The sequence below is a fragment of the Pseudomonas sp. BF-R-30 genome (genome assembly GCF_019956175.1).
Classification (GTDB): Bacteria; Pseudomonadota; Gammaproteobacteria; order Pseudomonadales; family Pseudomonadaceae; genus Aquipseudomonas; species Aquipseudomonas jessenii.
In genome coordinates, this window is record NZ_JAHBDE010000009.1 from 1 (window position 1) to 17,910 (window position 17,910).

Annotated in this window: 17 protein-coding genes; 7 read left to right on the plus strand and 10 right to left on the minus strand. The window is 59.9% G+C overall.

Annotated elements, in window-relative coordinates; translation table 11 throughout:
* Positions 1-313 precede the first annotated feature (313 nt).
* The 7 genes from KGB20_RS05855 to KGB20_RS05885 all read left to right on the plus strand — a co-directional run bounded on the left by KGB20_RS05855 (position 314) and on the right by KGB20_RS05885 (position 6,684).
* Positions 314-1,408: an ABC transporter ATP-binding protein gene (locus KGB20_RS05855; protein WP_057714145.1), complete on the plus strand. Its 1,095-nt coding sequence runs from the start codon at positions 314-316 to the stop codon at positions 1,406-1,408.
* Positions 1,408-2,523: an ABC transporter ATP-binding protein gene (locus tag KGB20_RS05860; protein WP_057714146.1), complete on the plus strand. Its 1,116-nt coding sequence runs from the start codon at positions 1,408-1,410 to the stop codon at positions 2,521-2,523. Before KGB20_RS05855 ends, KGB20_RS05860 begins: the two co-directional genes overlap by 1 nt.
* A complete protein-coding gene (locus KGB20_RS05865) occupies positions 2,520-3,386 on the plus strand; it encodes a carbohydrate ABC transporter permease (protein WP_008046507.1) in 867 nt (288 codons plus the stop codon). The genes KGB20_RS05860 and KGB20_RS05865 overlap by 4 nt, the downstream gene beginning before the upstream one ends.
* 7 nt (positions 3,387-3,393) lie before the next feature.
* A complete protein-coding gene (locus KGB20_RS05870) occupies positions 3,394-4,194 on the plus strand; it encodes a carbohydrate ABC transporter permease (protein WP_008046506.1) in 801 nt (266 codons plus the stop codon).
* A gap of 10 nt (positions 4,195-4,204) precedes the next feature.
* Positions 4,205-4,477, plus strand: a complete 273-nt coding sequence (locus KGB20_RS05875) for a DUF2160 domain-containing protein (protein WP_057716585.1) — start codon at positions 4,205-4,207, stop codon at positions 4,475-4,477.
* Positions 4,478-4,524: 47 nt separating this feature from the next.
* The gene (locus tag KGB20_RS05880) at positions 4,525-6,267 is read left to right on the plus strand and encodes an extracellular solute-binding protein (RefSeq protein WP_150758930.1); all 1,743 of its coding nucleotides are present in this window, start codon (positions 4,525-4,527) and stop codon (positions 6,265-6,267) included.
* A gap of 216 nt (positions 6,268-6,483) precedes the next feature.
* Positions 6,484-6,684: a co-regulatory protein PtrA N-terminal domain-containing protein gene (locus tag KGB20_RS05885; protein ID WP_223532147.1), complete on the plus strand. Its 201-nt coding sequence runs from the start codon at positions 6,484-6,486 to the stop codon at positions 6,682-6,684.
* Positions 6,685-6,895: 211 nt separating this feature from the next.
* Here the strand turns inward: KGB20_RS05885 and KGB20_RS05890 are convergent, their stop codons facing one another.
* The 10 genes from KGB20_RS05890 to nuoG form a co-directional block, all read right to left on the minus strand.
* Complete coding sequence (locus KGB20_RS05890) at positions 6,896-7,273, minus strand: type II toxin-antitoxin system VapC family toxin (RefSeq protein WP_154908744.1); 378 nt, start codon at positions 7,271-7,273, stop codon at positions 6,896-6,898.
* Positions 7,270-7,620 (minus strand): type II toxin-antitoxin system Phd/YefM family antitoxin, encoded by a 351-nt coding sequence (locus KGB20_RS05895; RefSeq protein ID WP_223507709.1) that lies wholly within the window; start codon positions 7,618-7,620, stop codon positions 7,270-7,272. The genes KGB20_RS05890 and KGB20_RS05895 overlap by 4 nt, the downstream gene beginning before the upstream one ends.
* Positions 7,621-7,825: 205 nt before the next feature.
* Entirely contained in the window at positions 7,826-9,289 is a 1,464-nt protein-coding gene (nuoN, locus tag KGB20_RS05900) for an NADH-quinone oxidoreductase subunit NuoN (protein ID WP_223532149.1), read from the minus strand.
* A gap of 7 nt (positions 9,290-9,296) precedes the next feature.
* Entirely contained in the window at positions 9,297-10,829 is a 1,533-nt protein-coding gene (gene nuoM / locus KGB20_RS05905; protein WP_102670548.1) for an NADH-quinone oxidoreductase subunit M, read from the minus strand.
* Positions 10,830-10,868: 39 nt separating this feature from the next.
* Positions 10,869-12,722 carry an NADH-quinone oxidoreductase subunit L gene (nuoL, locus tag KGB20_RS05910; RefSeq protein ID WP_150812614.1) on the minus strand — a complete coding sequence of 618 codons (1,854 nt, stop codon included), beginning with the start codon at positions 12,720-12,722 and terminating at the stop codon, positions 10,869-10,871.
* The gene (gene nuoK, locus KGB20_RS05915) at positions 12,719-13,027 is read right to left on the minus strand and encodes an NADH-quinone oxidoreductase subunit NuoK (protein ID WP_007946416.1); all 309 of its coding nucleotides are present in this window, start codon (positions 13,025-13,027) and stop codon (positions 12,719-12,721) included. The genes nuoL and nuoK overlap by 4 nt, the downstream gene beginning before the upstream one ends.
* Before the next feature lie 2 nt (positions 13,028-13,029).
* Positions 13,030-13,533, minus strand: coding sequence for an NADH-quinone oxidoreductase subunit J (gene nuoJ / locus KGB20_RS05920; RefSeq protein ID WP_053161453.1), 504 nt, complete (start codon positions 13,531-13,533; stop codon positions 13,030-13,032).
* A gap of 9 nt (positions 13,534-13,542) precedes the next feature.
* Positions 13,543-14,088, minus strand: a complete 546-nt coding sequence (nuoI, locus tag KGB20_RS05925; RefSeq protein ID WP_015094374.1) for an NADH-quinone oxidoreductase subunit NuoI — start codon at positions 14,086-14,088, stop codon at positions 13,543-13,545.
* Positions 14,089-14,100: 12 nt separating this feature from the next.
* Positions 14,101-15,108, minus strand: a complete 1,008-nt coding sequence (gene nuoH / locus KGB20_RS05930) for an NADH-quinone oxidoreductase subunit NuoH (protein WP_090456620.1) — start codon at positions 15,106-15,108, stop codon at positions 14,101-14,103.
* Positions 15,105-17,819: an NADH-quinone oxidoreductase subunit NuoG gene (nuoG, locus tag KGB20_RS05935; protein ID WP_150812615.1), complete on the minus strand. Its 2,715-nt coding sequence runs from the start codon at positions 17,817-17,819 to the stop codon at positions 15,105-15,107. Before nuoG ends, nuoH begins: the two co-directional genes overlap by 4 nt.
* Positions 17,820-17,910: the final 91 nt, after the last annotated feature.

Consider the following 17,910-nt stretch of genomic DNA (forward strand, 5'->3'; position numbering starts at 1 on the left):
GGCGGTGTGTCAGTCAGATCATCGCTGAATGACACACCGCCTTCGCGAGCAAGCCCGCTCCCACAGGATCTGTGTTTATTTCCATGTTCCGGGAAAGGCACAAAACATCCGTAGAGTGTTGTTCACTAATGTTCATTGTCAACCGTTGAAGTGTTCAGTTGTTCAGTCGCGGTTGTTCATTTGTGTTCAGCAATGAACGTGACTCTGTAGTCATTTTCAGGAATTTCAAACTGAATCAATCGTTTGCAATTTCTGGCACAAATGTCGCTTTACAGCTCCGGTCGCTTGACTCCAATAAGAAAAAGGCCGAGCCATGTCACTCACCCTGGAACACGTCAGCCGCACCGTCGAGGGCCAGACCTGGATCGACGATGCCAACCTGAGTTTTGAACCCGGTTCCTTCAACGTTTTGCTGGGTCGCACCTTGTCCGGCAAAACCAGCCTGATGCGCCTGATGGCCGGTCTGGACAAGCCCGACAGCGGCCGTATCCTGATGAACGGCGTCGACGTCACCCAACGGCCCGTGCGCTTGCGCAATGTGTCGATGGTCTATCAGCAGTTCATCAACTACCCGACCATGACGGTGTTCGACAACATCGCCTCGCCGCTGCGTCAGGCCGGGGTTTCCAGCGAGCAAATTCAGAGCAAGGTGCTGGAAACCGCGAAGATGCTGCGCATCGAGAAGTTTCTCAAACGCTATCCGCTGGAGCTTTCCGGTGGTCAGCAACAACGCACGGCCATGGCCCGGGCGCTGGTCAAGGACGCCGAGCTGATCCTGTTCGACGAGCCACTGGTCAACCTCGACTACAAGTTGCGCGAAGAGCTGCGCCAGGAAATGCGCGAGCTGTTCAAGGCGCGCCACACCATCGCGATCTACGCCACCACCGAGCCCAACGAGGCCCTGGCCCTGGGCGGCACCACCACCATTCTTCACGAAGGCCGGGTGATCCAGAGCGGCCAGTCTTCGTCGGTCTATCATCAGCCGCAAACGGTGCTGGCGGCGGAGCTGTTCTCCGAGCCGCCGATCAACCTGATGCCGGGGCGCATTGCCGGCAACGAAGTGAGTTTCGCCAATTTCGTGCACTTCCCGCTGAATGTCGATCTGCGCCCGGTAGGCGAGGGCGAGTTCCGTTTCGGCGTGCGACCCAGCCATATCTCGCTGGTGCCGAGCAACGACGATGACCTCGAATTGGCGGTGACTGTCGAAGTCGCGGAAATCAGTGGCTCGGAAACCTTCCTGCACGTGCGCAACGAGCATTTCCTGCTGGTGCTGCACTTGCCCGGCGTTCACGAATACGACGTCGATGCGCCGATCCGCATCTACATCCCGACCCATAAACTGTTTGTGTTCGATACGCAGGGGCGGCTGGTCCAGGCGCCGGGCCGGCGTGTCACGAGGGTTGCCTGATGGCCGAAATCCGTTTGCAGAACCTCGCCCACAGCTACACCAAGACTCCGGCGGGACCGGAGGACTACGCGATCCGCGAGATGGACCACATCTGGGAGCAGGGTGGCGCCTACGCGTTGCTTGGCCCATCGGGCTGTGGCAAATCAACCTTGCTCAACATCATTTCCGGGCTGCTCAGCCCGTCCCAGGGCCATGTGCTGTTCGACGGCAAAGCGGTCAACAACCTGACCCCGGAGAAGCGCAACATCGCCCAGGTTTTCCAGTTCCCGGTGGTCTACGACACCATGACGGTGTTCGACAACCTGGCCTTCCCGCTGCGTAATCAGGGCATGGCCGAGGCCCGGGTGCATAGCAAGGTGCAGGAAATCGCCGAAGTTCTCGACCTGCAGAACCTGTTGAGCAAAAAGGCCCGCAACCTCACCGCCGACGAAAAACAGAAAGTCTCCATGGGGCGTGGGCTGGTGCGCGACGACGTGTCGGCGATCCTGTTCGATGAACCGCTGACGGTGATCGACCCGCACCTCAAGTGGAAACTGCGGCGCAAGCTCAAGCAGATCCACGAACAGTTCAACATCACCATGGTCTACGTCACCCACGATCAGCTGGAGGCCTCGACCTTCGCCGACAAGATTGCGGTGATGTACGGCGGGCAGATCGTGCAATTCGGTACGCCAAGGGAGTTGTTCGAGCGCCCGAGCCACACCTTTGTCGGCTACTTCATTGGCAGCCCCGGGATGAACCTGATCGAGGTGCAGCCGCAACCGGGTGGCGTCGGTTTCGCCTCGACTCACCTGCCGCTGTCCGAGGCGATGCAGCAGCGTATTGCTGAATCGGAGTGGAAAACCCTGAAGGTCGGCATTCGTCCGGAGTTCGTCCATGTGTGGGACGAAGCCTTTGATGACGCGCTGCGGGCACAGGTCGTACACGTCGAAGACCTGGGCACCTACAAGATCATGACCCTCAACCTCGATGGCGTCCCCCTGAAAGTGCGCCTGGCCGAAGACAAACCGGTGCCGCAAGGCACGGCCTACATCAGTTTTCCGGCGCAGTGGCTGATGGTCTACGCCGATGAATTTCTGCTCGAAGCCAATGCCAACCAAGAGGCGCAGCCATGAACAAGGTGCAGAACAACAAGGCCTGGTGGCTGGTGCTGCCGGTGTTCCTGCTGGTGGCGTTCAGTGCGGTGATCCCGATGATGACCGTGGTCAACTATTCAGTGCAGGACATCTTCGACCAGTCCAGCCGCTACTTTGTCGGTGCCGACTGGTACAAGCAGGTGCTGCTCGATCCGCGCCTGCACGACTCGTTGTTGCGCCAGTTCATCTACTCGGCCTGCGTGCTGTTGATCGAAATCCCGCTGGGGATTGCGATTGCCCTGACCATGCCGACCAAAGGGCGCTGGTCGTCGGTGGTGCTGATCATCCTGGCGATTCCGTTGCTGATCCCGTGGAACGTGGTCGGCACCATCTGGCAGATCTTCGGCCGGGCCGACATCGGTCTGCTGGGGGCGAGCCTCAAGGCCATGGGCATCAGCTACAACTATGCGGCGAACACCATGGACGCCTGGGTCACCGTACTGGTGATGGACGTCTGGCACTGGACCTCGCTGGTGGCGCTGTTGTGCTTCTCCGGCCTGCGGGCGATTCCGGACGTGTATTACCAGGCGGCGCGGATCGACCGTGCCTCGGCCTGGGCGGTGTTCCGGCATATCCAGTTACCCAAGCTCAAGAGTGTGTTGCTGATCGCGGTGATGCTGCGCTTCATGGACAGTTTCATGATCTACACCGAGCCCTTCGTGCTTACGGGTGGCGGTCCGGGCAATTCCACGACCTTCTTGAGCCAGACCCTGACGCAAATGGCGATCGGGCAGTTCGACCTGGGGCCGGCCGCCGCATTCTCGCTGGTGTACTTCCTGATCATCCTGTTGGTGTCCTGGCTGTTCTACACCGCCATGACTCACTCCGACGCCAACCGCTGAGGCCATCATGAGCAAGAGAAAGCTGATTCCACTGCTGATCTACATCCTGTTCCTGCTGGTGCCGATCTACTGGCTGCTGAACATGTCCTTCAAGAGCAACAGCGAGATCCTCGGTGGCCTGACGTTGTTTCCGCAGGATTTCACCCTGGCGAACTACAAGGTGATCTTCACCGATCCGAGTTGGTACACCGGCTACATCAACTCGGCGTACTACGTGAGCCTGAACACGATCATTTCCCTGACCGTGGCCTTGCCGGCGGCCTATGCGTTCTCGCGCTACCGCTTCCTCGGTGACAAGCACCTGTTCTTCTGGCTGCTGACCAACCGCATGGCGCCACCGGCGGTGTTCCTGTTGCCGTTCTTCCAGCTGTATTCCTCGATCGGGCTGTTCGATACCCACATCGCCGTGGCCCTGGCCCATTGCCTGTTCAACGTGCCGCTGGCGGTGTGGATTCTCGAAGGCTTCATGTCCGGCGTGCCCAAGGAGATCGACGAAACCGCCTACATCGATGGCTACAGCTTTCCCAAGTTCTTCGTGAAGATCTTCATCCCGCTGATCGGCTCCGGCATCGGCGTCACGGCGTTCTTCTGCTTCATGTTTTCCTGGGTCGAACTGCTGCTGGCGCGAACCCTCACTTCGGTGAACGCCAAACCGATCGCAGCGGTGATGACCCGCACGGTCTCGGCATCCGGTATCGACTGGGGCGTGCTGGCGGCGGCGGGGGTGTTGACCATCCTGCCGGGCATGTTGGTGATCTGGTTTGTTCGCAACCACGTGGCCAAGGGCTTTGCCCTGGGCCGGGTATGAGGAACTGATGATGGAATGGATGAGTTGGACCGTCCCCACGGCGGCGTTCTTCGGCGTCATTGCCTTGATCCTGGTGGGCATGACCACCTGGGAATTGCGTTCGCCGAGTGTGCTCAGGCGAGGTTTTCTACCGATTGCCACCACCCGTGGCGATCGGTTGTTCATCGGTCTTCTCGGCAGCGCCTACCTGCATCTGCTGGTAATCGGCGTCACCGACTGGAGCATCTGGGTCGCCTTCGCGATGTCCCTGGTGTGGCTGTTGGCTGTGATGCGTTGGGGCTAGTCGAATCGCTCGGCAATGTTGCTCCGAAACTCAATAAGGAGGTCTCTATGTTCGACAAAAACAATAAGCTGCGACATAGCATTTCATTGGCAGCCATGCTGGCACTCAGCGGTTTGAGCGCATCTGCCTGGGCCGATGCCTATGAAGACGCGGCGAAGAAATGGATCGGCAGTGAATTCAAGCCGTCCACCCTGACGGCCGATCAACAACTCGAAGAGCTGAAGTGGTTCATCAAGGCGGCTGAGCCGTTTCGCGGGATGAGCATCAAAGTGGTGTCGGAAACCATCGCCACCCACGAGTATGAGTCCAAGGTGCTGGCCAAGGCCTTCACCGAGATCACCGGGATCAAGCTGACCCACGACCTGCTGCAGGAAGGCGACGTGGTGGAAAAGCTGCAGACCCAGATGCAGTCGGACAAGAACATCTATGACGGCTGGGTCAACGACTCGGACCTGATCGGTACACACTTCCGCTACGGCAAGACCGAATCGATCACCGACCTGATGGCCAACGAGGGCAAGAACTTCACCTCGCCGACCCTGGACATCAAGGACTTCATCGGCATCTCCTTCACCACCGCGCCGGACGGCAAGATCTATCAACTGCCCGACCAACAGTTCGCCAACCTTTACTGGTTTCGCGCCGACTGGTTCGAGCGTGCGGACCTGAAGGCCAAGTTCAAGGAAAAGTACGGCTACGAGTTGGGCGTACCGGTGAACTGGTCGGCCTATGAAGACATCGCCAAATTCTTCAGCGAAGACGTCAAGGAAATCGACGGCAAGCGCGTTTACGGGCACATGGATTACGGCAAGAAAGACCCGTCGCTGGGTTGGCGTTTCACCGATGCCTGGTTCTCCATGGCAGGCGCTGGCGATAAAGGCATACCTAACGGCTTGCCGGTGGACGAGTGGGGGATCCGCGTCGAGGATTGTCATCCGGTCGGCTCCAGCGTGACCCGCGGTGGCGACACCAACGGCCCGGCAGCAGTGTATGCGACCACCAAGTACGTTGACTGGATGAAAAAGTACGCGCCACCGGAAGCGGCGGGCATGACTTTCTCCGAATCAGGTCCCGTGCCATCCCAGGGCAACATTGCCCAGCAGATCTTCTGGTACACCGCGTTTACCGCCGACATGACCAAGCCTGGCCTTCCGGTGATGAACGCCGACGGCACGCCGAAATGGCGCATGGCGCCGTCGCCGAAAGGTCCGTATTGGGAAGAGGGCATGAAGCTCGGTTATCAGGACGCCGGTTCCTGGACGTTCATGAAGTCCACGCCTGAGAAGCAGAAACTGGCGGCCTGGCTGTACGCGCAGTTCGTGACCTCGAAAACCGTGTCGCTGAAGAAAACCATCGTCGGCCTGACTCCGATCCGCGAATCGGACATCAACTCCCAGGCCATGACCGACCTGGCGCCGAAACTCGGTGGCCTGGTGGAGTTCTATCGCAGCCCGGCCCGCGTGCAATGGACCCCGACCGGGACCAACGTGCCTGATTATCCTCGCCTGGCGCAGTTGTGGTGGAGCCACATCGCCGAAGCCGCCAGCGGCGAGAAAACCCCGCAAGAGGCGCTGGATGGCCTGGCCAAGGATCAGGACGCAATCATGACCCGTCTGGAACGCTCGAAGGCACAAGCCACCTGCGCACCGAAAATGAATCCAGAGCGCGATGCGCAATACTGGTTCGACCAACCGGGCGCACCGAAGCCGAAACTGGCGAACGAGAAACCGAAAGGCGAGACCGTGAGCTACAGCGAACTGCTGAAATCCTGGGAGGCGGCGCGCAAGTAAAGTGATTGGACTGTAAAAGGCGAACGGCACCGGAAGGTGCCGTTTTACTTTGTGCCTGACGGACCTCTTTCGCGAGCAAGCGACCCAGCGGGAGCAAGCTCCCTCGCCACAGATACCTTTCAGGCTACATAACGGATATGTAATTTGCGCGCCACTGTCATGAAAGGTTCGGATTGTTACCTTGACCTCGTTAGTTAATTAAACGAGGAATCAAACATGAAACTTGCAGAACTGAGTGCGTTTGTAGCGGCGTTGGTGATGTCTTCTATTGTTTTGGCAGAAGGTGGCGGTGACAAGGCTTTCGAAAAAATGATGGCGGCCAATGACCGCTCGGTGGAGAAGTTTGTCGCGAAGGAACAGGCGCGTCCCCCCGTCGTATTGAATGAAAAAAAGGACGACAAGACCAAACACTTGTAAGCGTGACGCACTGGAACTAGCCCGTCATCGAATGCCGATGGTGGGCTTTTTTTTAATGCGCAATGGTTTGGAGGTCACTTCATTTTCGACTCAGACGCGGTCTCGTGTAGGAGCTGGCTTGCCAGCGAAGAGGCCACTCCCGATAACAAAGTTCTCCAGCCGAGCAAAATCACTCACAGAAACATTCATCATTTGTGGTGTTTTGAACCAATCAGACCAAAACAGCCAAATCCGTGTACCTGGCAACCAACGGGTCGGCGGTGAGAAGCTTCATGGGTTCAGTCATGGCTGTTGCAACAATTAGGCGGTCGAATGGGTCACGATGGTGATGCTCGAGGTCTTTCACGGCAATGGCATGCTCGGACGTTACCGGCAATTCGATGAACCCGCTTTCGAGACAGTACTGCCGGATTTCCTCCAAATCAACGTTCAGCTTTCCCAACCCGACCTTGATCGCCATCTCCCAGAATGACGCTGCGCTGACATATATGTCGGCAGCGTTCTCGATGAGCTTTCTGGCTTTGCCGGAGAGTCTGGGATCATCACTGAGTGTCCAGAGCAAAATGTGCGTGTCGAGCAGAAGCCTCATTCGTGAGTGCCTTCAAAAATATCGAGCATGTCGTCCGACAGTGGCGCGTCGAAATCATCGGGAAGTACAAGTTTGCCTTTCATCGTTCCGATGCGCTGGCCGCAGGTTTTTCCCACCGGCACCAGACGTGCGAGAGCCCGACCGTGTTTGGCAATCGTGATGATCTGTCCAGCGGCTGCGTCATCAACGAGTTTGGATAGATTGTTTTTTGCTTCGGCCAACGGAACGACGATCATGATTTCCCTCCTATATTCTGGACAAATATAGCCAGAATATTCACGGAGGGCAAAGGTGCGTGGTTTCTCAGGGATGGCGGGAGCCAGTTCGGAAAAGATGTCGCGGTTCATTGTTCGCTCTCGTATTGGTTTCTCTATCCAGCAGTCATTAAAGATAAAACCAAGTGCTTGATCTTGATGTAGGACGAGGCGGGTAATCCCGCGTGAGCTTTCGGGGATTGTCGGAGGAGGGGAGCGCGCCGGTAACATATCCTACAAACGCAAAAACGGCACCCGAAGGTGCCGTTTCTGTTTACTACTGAATGGCTCTAAGCGATCAACCCGCCAGGCCCGACTGTTGAACCAGGTTCAGCAGCGGTTGTGGGTACAGGCCGAGGAAGAAAGCCAGTACCGCGATGGCCAGCAGCATCACGCCGCCTGCCTTCTGTTCCCAGTGCAATTGAGCGTCGACGCGGCGCAGGTTTGGCTCGATCAGGTACAGGGTGACCATGACGCGCAGGTAGTAGAACACGCCGATGGCGCTTCCCAGTACCAGCGAACCGACCAGCCACCACTGATGGGACTCGACGCTGGTGGCGATGATGTAGAACTTGCCGATGAAGCCCGCGGTCAGCGGGATACCGGCCAAGGACAGCATCATCACGGTCAGCACGGCGGTCAGGTACGGACGGCGCCAGAACAGGCCGCGGTATTCGTACAGGGCGTCTGCGTCACGGCCTTTGTACGGCGAGGACATCAGGGTGATCACACCGAAAGCGCCGAGGCTGGTGATCACGTAGGTGACCAGGTACACGCCGATGGCTTCCACGGCCAGGCCCTTGCTCGCCACCAGGGCGATCAGCAGGTAGCCGAAGTGGGCGATGGACGAGTAACCCAGCAGACGCTTGAGGTTGCTCTGGGTCAGGGCCAGCAGGTTACCGAACAGGATCGACGCGATGGCGATGATGGTCAGCACGTCGCTCAGCACACCGCTGCTTGCCGCTGGCGAGATCTGGAACAGGCGCACCATCACCGCGAACACAGCCACTTTCGAAGCGGTAGCGAGGAACGCTGCGACCGGCGCCGGAGCACCTTCGTAAACGTCTGGTGTCCAGAGGTGGAAGGGCACCAGCGACAGCTTGAACGCCAGGCCGATCAGCATCATGCCCAGGCCCAGTTGCGCCAGCGAGCTTGGCAGACCGGTAGCCGCCAGCGCCTGACCGATGCCGACGAAGCTCAGGGAACCCGAGTCTGCGTACAGCAGCGCCATGCCGAACAACAGGAACGCGGAGCCGGCAGCCGACAGCACCATGTACTTGATACCGGCTTCCAGCGAACGCTTGTTGAAGAAGGCATAGGCCACCAGACCGTAGACCGGCACCGACAGCAGTTCCAGACCGATGAACAACCCGGCCAGGTGCTGCGCGCTGACCAGCACCAGGCCACCGGCGGCGGCCATCAGGATCAGCAGGTACAGTTCTTCACGGTTGCCCGGGTAACCCGTGCCGCCATCGCCGAGGTAGGCGTGGGCGAGGGTGACACAAGCGAGGGTGGCGACCAGGATCAGCGCCATGTACAAGCAAGCGAAGCTATCGATTTGCAGCAGTGGGGTCACAGCCAATGGCGCGACCTTCAAGGCTGGCAGGATCGACAGCAACGCCAGGTTCAGACCTGCCACCGACAGCAGGAAGGTCTGGGAGTGGTTGCGGCGCCAGGCGATCGCCAGCATCACCACGATGATCGTGGCGCTGGTGATCAACAACGGCGCAAGCGCGATAAAGTGTTGAGTCGTGAATTCCATAGCGCTCTTACCGGGCCGAAGCGAGTTGAGTGAAGGCGGTGCCGAGCCATTGCTGCACGCCATGCATCGTAGCGGCAGAGGTATCGAGGAACGGTTGTGGGTACACGCCGATGTAGATCAGCAGTGCAGCCAGACCGACCACCATGATCAGTTCGCGACCGTCCATGCCATGCAGCACCGCGTCCGACTTGGCCGGGCCGAAGAAGGCACGGTGGACCATGATCAGCGAGTAGACCGAACCGAACACCAGGCCGGACGTGGCGATGATGGTGACCCACGGGGCGATCGGGAAGGTGCCGATCAGGATCAGGAACTCACCGACGAAGTTACCGGTACCCGGCAAGCCCAGGGACGCCGCCGCGAAGAACAGGCTGAGAGCCGGCAGGTAGGCGATCTTCGACCACAGGCCACCCATCTCGCGCATGTCGCGGGTGTGGGTGCGTTCGTACAGCTGGCCACTCAGGATAAAGAGTGCCGCTGCCGACAGACCGTGCGCCAGCATCTGCATCACCGCGCCCTGCAGCGCCAGTTGGCTGCCGGAGTAGATGCCGATCAGTACGAAGCCCATGTGGGAAACGGACGAGAAGGCAATCAGACGCTTGATGTCGGTTTGCGCGAACGCCAGGAACGCACCGTAGAAAATCCCGATCAGACCCAGGGCCATTGCGAACGGCGCGAACTCGGCCGAAGCATTCGGGAACAGCGGCAGGGCGAAACGCAGCAGACCGTAGGCCGCGGTCTTCAGCAAGATACCGGCGAGGTCGACGGAGCCTGCAGTCGGCGCCTGGGCGTGAGCGTCAGGCAACCAGGAGTGGAACGGTACAACCGGCAGCTTGACCGCGAAGGCGATGAAGAAGCCGAGCATCAGGATGTACTCGGTGGTCATCGACATCTTGGTCTTCAACAGGTCGGCGTAGTTGAAGGTAATTACGCCGGTGTCGTTGAAGTTGACCAGTACCAGGCCCAGGATCGCCACCAGCATGATCAGGCCGGAAGCCTGAGTGAAGATGAAGAACTTGGTCGCCGCGTAGATCCGGGTTTTCTTGCCGTCCGAAGAACTGTGACCCCAGAGCGCGATGAGGAAGTACATCGGCACCAGCATCATTTCCCAGAAGAAGAAGAACATGAACAGGTCGAGGGCGAGGAACACGCCGACGACACCGCCCAGGATCCACATCAGGTTCAGGTGGAAGAAGCCCACGTGACGCTGGATCTCTTTCCACGAGCAGAGTACCGAGAGGACACCCAGCAGACCGGTCAGCATGATCATCAACAGCGACAGGCCGTCGAGGGCCAGGTGCACGTTGATGCCGAAGCGCTGGATCCAGACGTGCTTGAACTCAAGCGCCCAGGTCGGGTCGGCGCCAGGCGCCGGGGCAAATGAATAATCACCGTTGGCCCACAGCCAGAGGCCGAGGGAGAGCAACAGGGACATGGTGATCAGCGCAATCCAGCGGGGGAGGGTGGCGCCGAAGCGCTCACCCATCCAGCACAGCAGGCCGCCGATGAAGGGGATCAGGATTAGCCAAGGCAGAATCATGACGGGCTCAATTCCTTTCGCAAGTTCGCAAGGTTCATATCAGACCGCTACCAGCACGACGGCGCCGATAACCAGCACGGCACCAGCAGCCATCGAGGCGGCATACCAACGCAGTTGACCAGTCTCGGTACGGCTCAGGGCGGTGTGACCGCCTTTGGCCATGCGCGGGATCAGACCGATGGTCTGGTCGAGCGGGTCTTTGCGCAGGATGTGGCTGATCGCCAGGTATGGCTTGACGAACAGTTTGTCGTATATCCAGTCGAAGCCCCAGGCAGCGAACCACCAGGCCGAGAGGAAACGGCCGATGCCGCTGTTGGCGATGGCGGTGACGAAGCGACGCTTGCCGAGGAACAGCAACGCGGCCAGCAGGATACCGGCCAGGGCGATGGCGCCCGAGGCGATTTCCAGGCTGTGCTTGGCTTCGCCGCCGGCATGGCCGACGCTTTGCGGCAGTACACCGTGCAGCGGCGGAACGATCATCGCGCCGACGAAGGTCGACAGTACGATCAGCACCGACAGAGGCAGCCAGTGAGCGATGCCGTGACCGGCGTGGGCTTCGGTCTTCGCTTCACCGTGGAACGCGATGAAGATCAGGCGGAAGGTGTACAACGAAGTCATGAATGCGCCGACCAGACCTGCGTAGAGCAGACCGTTGTTGCCGCTGGCGAACGCTTCCCAGAGGATTTCGTCCTTGGAGTAGAAGCCTGCGGTTACCAGTGGCAGGGCCGCCAGGGCCGCGCCGCCGACGATGAAACTGGCGTAGGCCAGTGGCAGCTTTTTCCACAGACCGCCCATCTTGAAGATGTCCTGCTCGTGGTGGCAGGCAACGATCACCGCACCGGAGGCAAGGAACAGCAGGGCCTTGAAGAAGGCGTGGGTCATCAGGTGGAAGATCGCGCCATCCCAGGCGCCGACGCCCAGGGCCAGGAACATGTAGCCGATCTGGCTCATGGTCGAGTAGGCGAGGATACGCTTGATGTCGGTCTGGACCAGTGCTGCGAAGCCAGCCAGGACCAGGGTCACACCGCCGACGATGCCCACCAGGTGCAGGATTTCCGGCGCCAGGGTGAACAGGCCGTGGGTACGGGCGATCAGGTAGACACCGGCGGTCACCATGGTTGCGGCGTGGATCAGTGCCGAAACCGGGGTAGGACCGGCCATCGCGTCCGCCAGCCAGGTTTGCAGCGGCAGTTGCGCGGATTTACCGACAGCACCACCGAGCAGCATCAGGGTGGCCATGACCATCCAGAAGTCGCCGGACTGGAATTTCTGCGGAGCCAGCACCAGCAGTTCCTGAACGTTCAGCGTGCCCAGTTGGGCAAACAGAATGAACAGGCCGATGGCCATGAACACGTCACCGATACGGGTCACGATAAAGGCTTTGAGTGCGGCGTTACCGTTGTTGCGGTTGCTGTAGTAGAAACCGATCAACAGGTAGGAGCACAGGCCCACGCCTTCCCAGCCGAAGTACAGGAACAACAGGTTATCGCCCAGCACCAGGAACAGCATGCTGGCGATAAACAGGTTGGTGTAGGCGAAGAAGCGCGAGTAACCGGCTTCACCGCGCATGTACCAGGACGCGAACAGGTGGATCAGGAAGCCGACGCCAACCACCACACCGAGCATGGTCAGCGACAGGCCGTCCAGGTACAGGGCGAAGTTCGGCGTGAAGCCTTCCACCGCCATCCACTGCCACAACACCTGGGTGTAGTGGCCGCCTTCAGGTGGTGCGACATTGAATTGCCAGATCACGTAAGCCGCGACGATGGCAGACAAGCCGACGGAACCGACGCCGATCAGCGCCGAAAGGTTTTCCGAGAGACGGCCGCGAGAAAACGCCAGCAGCAGGAAACCGATGAGAGGGAACAGGAAAGTCAGATAGAGAAGATTCATCCGCGCATCTCACTGGCAGCGTCGATATCGAGCGTGTGGAAGCGGCGATACAGTTGCAGCAGGATCGCCAGGCCGATACTGGCCTCGGCGGCTGCCAGGCTGATCACCAGGATGAACATGATCTGTCCATCCGGCTGTGCCCAGCGGCTACCGGCAACGATGAACGCCAACGCGGAGGCATTCATCATGACCTCCAGGCTCATCAGCACGAAAAGGATGTTGCGGCGGACCATCAGGCCGACCAGACCGAGGCAGAACAGGATGCCGGCGACCGCCAGACCATGCTCCATGGGGATAGCAGGCATCGTCATTGCTCCTTGGCTTCGTTGCGGCCCAAGTGGAACGCCGTGACGGCTGCGGCGAGCAGCAGCATCGAGGCGAGTTCGACCACCAGCAGGTACGGACCGAACAGGCTGATGCCCACGGCCTTGGCGTCTACGGTGGTATGGCCGATGGCTTCACCGGTCTGGTGGGAGAACAGCACGTACAGCAGTTCCACCAGCAGCAGCGCAGCGAGGAGCACCGGGCCGCCCCAGATACCGGGCTTGAGCCAGACGCGCTCTTGCTGAACCGAGGCCGGGCCAAGGTTGAGCATCATCACCACGAACACGAACAGCACCATGATGGCGCCAGCGTAGGCGATCACTTCCAGGACGCCGGCGAACGGCGCGCCGAGGGCGAAGAAGGTCATCGCCACGGCAATCAGCGAAATGATCAGGTAGAGCAGGGCGTGCACAGGGTTGGTGTTGGTGATCACGCGAAGCGTGGACACCACAGCGATACCCGATGCGAAATAGAAAGCGAATTCCATCTTTCTTCCTTAAGGCAGCAAGCTCTTCACGTTGATCGGCTGGGCTTCGTTCTGCGCGGAGCCTTTCGGCTTCCCGGCAATCGCCATACCTGCAACACGATAGAAGTTGTAATCAGGGTTTTTGCCGGGGCCGGAGATCAGCAGATCTTCTTTCTCGTAAACCAGGTCCTGACGTTTGAACTCGGCCATTTCGAAATCCGGTGTCAGCTGGATCGCGGTGGTCGGGCAGGCTTCCTCGCAGAGGCCGCAAAAAATGCAGCGCGAGAAGTTGATGCGGAAGAAGTCCGGGTACCAGCGACCGTCTTCGGTTTCAGCTTTCTGCAGCGAGATGCAACCGACCGGGCACGCCACGGCGCACAGGTTACAGGCTACACAACGCTCTTCGCCGTCGGGGTCGCGGGTCAGGACGATACGACCACGGTAGCGCGGCGGCAGGTAGACCGGTTCTTCCGGGTACTGCAGCGTGTCACGCTTGCGGAAGGCGTGGCCGAAAATCATCACCAGGCTGCGAAGCTGGGTGTAGAAGCCATGCACGATGTCAAATATGTACTTCATGATTCTCTATCCTCACTGAGCCGCGACGGCGGGCGTGTTGAGCAACACGATCGCAGCGGTCACCAGCATGTTGACGAGGGTCAGCGGCAGGCAGAACTTCCAGCTGAAATCCATCACCTGGTCATACCGTGGGCGCGGAATCGATGCGCGCAACAGGATGAACATCATGATGAAGAACGCGGTTTTCAGTGCGAACCAGATGAACGGGATCTGCGGCAGGATGCCGAACGGACCGTGCCAGCCACCGAAGAACAAGGTCACCAGCAGCGCCGAGATCAGCACGATGCCGATGTACTCGCCGACGAAGAACATGCCCCATTTCATGCCGGCGTATTCAATGTGGTAACCGTCTGCCAGTTCCTGTTCCGCTTCCGGCTGGTCGAACGGGTGACGGTGAGTCACGGCCACGCCAGCGATGAAGAAGGTCAGGAAGCCGAAGATCTGCGGAATGATGAACCACAGGTTCTGCGCTTGATATTCAACGATATCGCGCATGTTGAACGAGCCGACCTGGATCACGATGCCCATCAGCGACAGGCCCATGAACACTTCGTACGACACGGTCTGCGCCGAGGCGCGCAAGCTGCCCAGCAGGGCGAACTTGTTGTTGCTCGACCAGCCGGCGAACAGCACCGCGTAGACCGACAGGCCAGCCATGGCGAAGAAGAACAGGATACCGATGTTGATGTCCGCCACGCCCCAGGTCGGGGTGATCGGGATGATCGCGAAGGCAATCAGCAGGGCGCTCATGGCGACTACTGGTGCCAGGGTGAAGATCATCTTGTCGGCGAATGGAGGCGTCCAGTCTTCCTTGAAGAACATCTTGATCATGTCGGCGGCGATCTGGAACGCGCCGAACGGACCGACGCGGTTCGGACCGTAACGGTCCTGCCAGAGGGCGAGCAGACGACGCTCGACCCAGCTCAGCAGGGCACCGCAAACCACCACGGCGAGCAGAATCACCACGGCCTTGAGGACCGTGATGATGATGTCGATCACTTCAGGAGTGAACCAGGTCATTGAGCTGCCTCCTGCAGACCATCAACGGATTTGCCAAAGATCGCTGGCGGAATGCCGGCGATGCCCGCAGGCAATGCCACCAGACCGGCGCCCAGCTCTTCGTTGATGCGCAGCGGCAGACGCAGGGTCTGGCCAGCGACATTCAAGCTCAGCATCGCGCCGTCATTGACACCCAGGCGGTCGGCTTCGGACTTGGCCAGCGACACGTAGGCGGCCGGGATGCGTTCCTGAACCGGCGCGGCTTTCGAAGAGTTCTCTTCGCTGCCGAACAGGTGGAAGAACGGCACGACTTGCCAGGTACCTTGTGCCGGGTTGAACGCGCGCGGAACACTGGCGAACCAGTTCAGCGAGTCACCGCTGCTTTCGATCAGGCGGGTGCCCGGGTCGCCAGCGCGGATGTGACCACCGACTTCGTCCTGGAACTTGTTCCAGGCCTGCGGCGAGTTCCAGCCCGGAGACCAGGCGAATGGCACTTGCTGACGCGGTTCGACCGAGCCCGAGTAACCTTCCATCGAGAAGTTGAACGCGGTGTCGTTGTCTTGCGGGGCACGCGGTTCGTGCACGTTGATGTCGGCGCGCATGGCGGTACGACCGGAGTAACGCAGCGGTTCGCGGGCCAGTTTCATGCCCTTGATGCGGAACGCGGCGGACGGTGCGGCATCGACGATGCGATTCAGGATCGAAGTGCTGGAAGCGACGGCGGCGGTGGCGTGGTCCAGTTGGGTCCAGTCGATCGGCTGGTTCAGCAGGGTCGCGCGCAGGGCATGCAGCCAGCGCCAGCCTTCGTGAACCAGGATGCTCGCGTCCATGTACTTCGGATCGAAAACCTGGAAGAAGCGCTGGGCGCGGCCTTCCTGGCTGACCAGGGTGCCGTCGCCTTCAGCGAAGCTGGCGGCTGGCAGAACCAGGTGCGCGCGATCGCTGGTGGCAGTCTTCTGATGGTCGGCGACGATCAGCACTTTGGCGGCGGTCAGGGCGGCATCGACCTTGGCCTTGTCGGTACGGGTATACAGATCGTTTTCCAGTACGACGATGGCGTCGGCTTTGCCATCGATCACGGCTTGCAGCGCGGCGTCGACCGATTCGCCACCGAGCATGGCCAGGCCGAGGCTGTTGGCCTCTGGCACGATCAGGCTGATGGAACCGTTCTTCTCGCGCAGCTTCAACGCTTTGGCGATGTTCGCAGCAGCTTCGATCAACGCCTTGGAACCCAACGAGGTACCGGCAATGATCAATGGACGCTTGGCGGCGAGCAGGGCGTCGGCAATGCGCTTGGCCAGTTCGAGTGCTTCAGCATCCAGGCCTTCAACGGCTGGAGCGCTGGCGTCGAGGGCGTGAGCCACGGCGAAACCGATGCGGGCCAGGTCGTCTGGAGCGGCGTGAACGCATTCTTCAGCGATGTCGTCGAGCTTGGTTTCAGCCAGGCTGGCGATGAACAGCGGGTTCAGCGCGTGCTGGCCGATGTTCTTCACCGCGGCGTCGAGCCAAGGCTGGACGCGCATGGCGTCGGCCATGTCTTCGGCCTTGCCCTTGACCGATTGACGCAGGGACAGCGCCATGCGCGCAGCAGTCTGGGTCAGGTCTTCACCGAGGACGAACACGGCGTCGTGGTCTTCGATGTCGCGCATGTTCGGTACTGGCAGCGGGCTGTCTTTGAGCACTTGCAGGACCAGGCGGATGCGCTCCAGCTCGGCAGCTTCGATACCGGAGTAGAAGTGCTCGGCACCGACCAGTTCACGCAACGCGTAGTTGCTTTCGAGGCTGGCGCGGGGCGAACCGATACCGACGATGTTGCGACCGCGCAGCAGGTCCGCGGCTTTATCCAGGGCTTCGTCGAGGCTCAGCTTGGTGCCGCCCGCCAGCTGCGGCTGGCGTGGGCGGTCTTCGCGGTTGACGTAGCCATAGCCGAAACGGCCACGGTCGCACAGGAAGTACTGGTTCACCGAACCGTTGAAACGGTTTTCGATACGACGCAGCTCGCCGTAACGCTCGCCCGGGGAGATGTTGCAACCGCTGGAGCAGCCATGGCAGATGCTCGGCGAGAACTGCATGTCCCATTTACGGTTGTAGCGCTCGGAGTGAGTCTTGTCGGTGAACACACCGGTCGGGCAGACCTCGGTGAGGTTGCCGGAGAACTCGCTTTCCAGGGTGCCGTCTTCAACGCGACCGAAGTACACGTTGTCGTGGGCGCCAAACACACCAAGATCGGTGCCGCCGGCGTAGTCCTTATAGAAGCGCACGCAGCGGTAGCAAGCGATGCAGCGGTTCATTTCGTGGGAAATGAACGGGCCCAGTTGCTGGTTCTGGTGGGTACGCTTGGTGAAGCGGTAACGGCGCTCGTTGTGGCCGGTCATTACCGTCATGTCTTGCAGGTGGCAGTGACCGCCTTCTTCACAGACCGGGCAGTCGTGAGGGTGGTTGGTCATCAGCCATTCGACAACACTGGCGCGGAAGGCCTTGGATTCTTCATCTTCGATGGAGATCCAGGTGTTGTCGGTGGCTGGGGTCATGCAGGACATCACGATACGACCACGGGTGTCGTTCTCGTCGGTGTACTGCTTGACCGCGCACTGGCGGCAAGCGCCAACGCTGCCGAGGGCAGGGTGCCAGCAGAAATACGGAATATCGAGGCCCAGAGACAGACATGCCTGTAACAGGTTGTCTGCCCCATCGACTTCGAGCGCTTTGCCGTCTACGTGGATAGTGGCCATGGTTCAAAGTTCTTCGTTGGCCCGGTGTCAGCGGGCGTGGCTAATGGAATCTTGTTATCCGCGTGAATCAACACAGCCGTTAAAGGCGTCA

Excerpts from the sequence above, each read along its gene's own strand:
- KGB20_RS05855 (WP_057714145.1), top strand. The coding sequence starts at position 314 with ATGTCACTCACCCTGGAACACGTCAGCCGCACCGTCGAGGGCCAGACC.
- KGB20_RS05860 (WP_057714146.1), top strand. The coding sequence starts at position 1,408 with ATGGCCGAAATCCGTTTGCAGAACCTCGCCCACAGCTACACCAAGACT.
- KGB20_RS05865 (WP_008046507.1), top strand. The coding sequence starts at position 2,520 with ATGAACAAGGTGCAGAACAACAAGGCCTGGTGGCTGGTGCTGCCGGTG.
- KGB20_RS05870 (WP_008046506.1), top strand. The coding sequence starts at position 3,394 with ATGAGCAAGAGAAAGCTGATTCCACTGCTGATCTACATCCTGTTCCTG.
- KGB20_RS05875 (WP_057716585.1), top strand. The coding sequence starts at position 4,205 with ATGGAATGGATGAGTTGGACCGTCCCCACGGCGGCGTTCTTCGGCGTC.
- KGB20_RS05880 (WP_150758930.1), top strand. The coding sequence starts at position 4,525 with ATGTTCGACAAAAACAATAAGCTGCGACATAGCATTTCATTGGCAGCC.
- KGB20_RS05885 (WP_223532147.1), top strand. The coding sequence starts at position 6,484 with ATGAAACTTGCAGAACTGAGTGCGTTTGTAGCGGCGTTGGTGATGTCT.
- KGB20_RS05890 (WP_154908744.1), bottom strand. The coding sequence starts at position 7,273 with ATGAGGCTTCTGCTCGACACGCACATTTTGCTCTGGACACTCAGTGAT.
- KGB20_RS05895 (WP_223507709.1), bottom strand. The coding sequence starts at position 7,620 with ATGAACCGCGACATCTTTTCCGAACTGGCTCCCGCCATCCCTGAGAAA.
- nuoN (WP_223532149.1), bottom strand. The coding sequence starts at position 9,289 with ATGGAATTCACGACTCAACACTTTATCGCGCTTGCGCCGTTGTTGATC.
- nuoM (WP_102670548.1), bottom strand. The coding sequence starts at position 10,829 with ATGATTCTGCCTTGGCTAATCCTGATCCCCTTCATCGGCGGCCTGCTG.
- nuoL (WP_150812614.1), bottom strand. The coding sequence starts at position 12,722 with ATGAATCTTCTCTATCTGACTTTCCTGTTCCCTCTCATCGGTTTCCTG.
- nuoK (WP_007946416.1), bottom strand. The coding sequence starts at position 13,027 with ATGCCTGCTATCCCCATGGAGCATGGTCTGGCGGTCGCCGGCATCCTG.
- nuoJ (WP_053161453.1), bottom strand. The coding sequence starts at position 13,533 with ATGGAATTCGCTTTCTATTTCGCATCGGGTATCGCTGTGGTGTCCACG.
- nuoI (WP_015094374.1), bottom strand. The coding sequence starts at position 14,088 with ATGAAGTACATATTTGACATCGTGCATGGCTTCTACACCCAGCTTCGC.
- nuoH (WP_090456620.1), bottom strand. The coding sequence starts at position 15,108 with ATGACCTGGTTCACTCCTGAAGTGATCGACATCATCATCACGGTCCTC.
- nuoG (WP_150812615.1), bottom strand. The coding sequence starts at position 17,819 with ATGGCCACTATCCACGTAGACGGCAAAGCGCTCGAAGTCGATGGGGCA.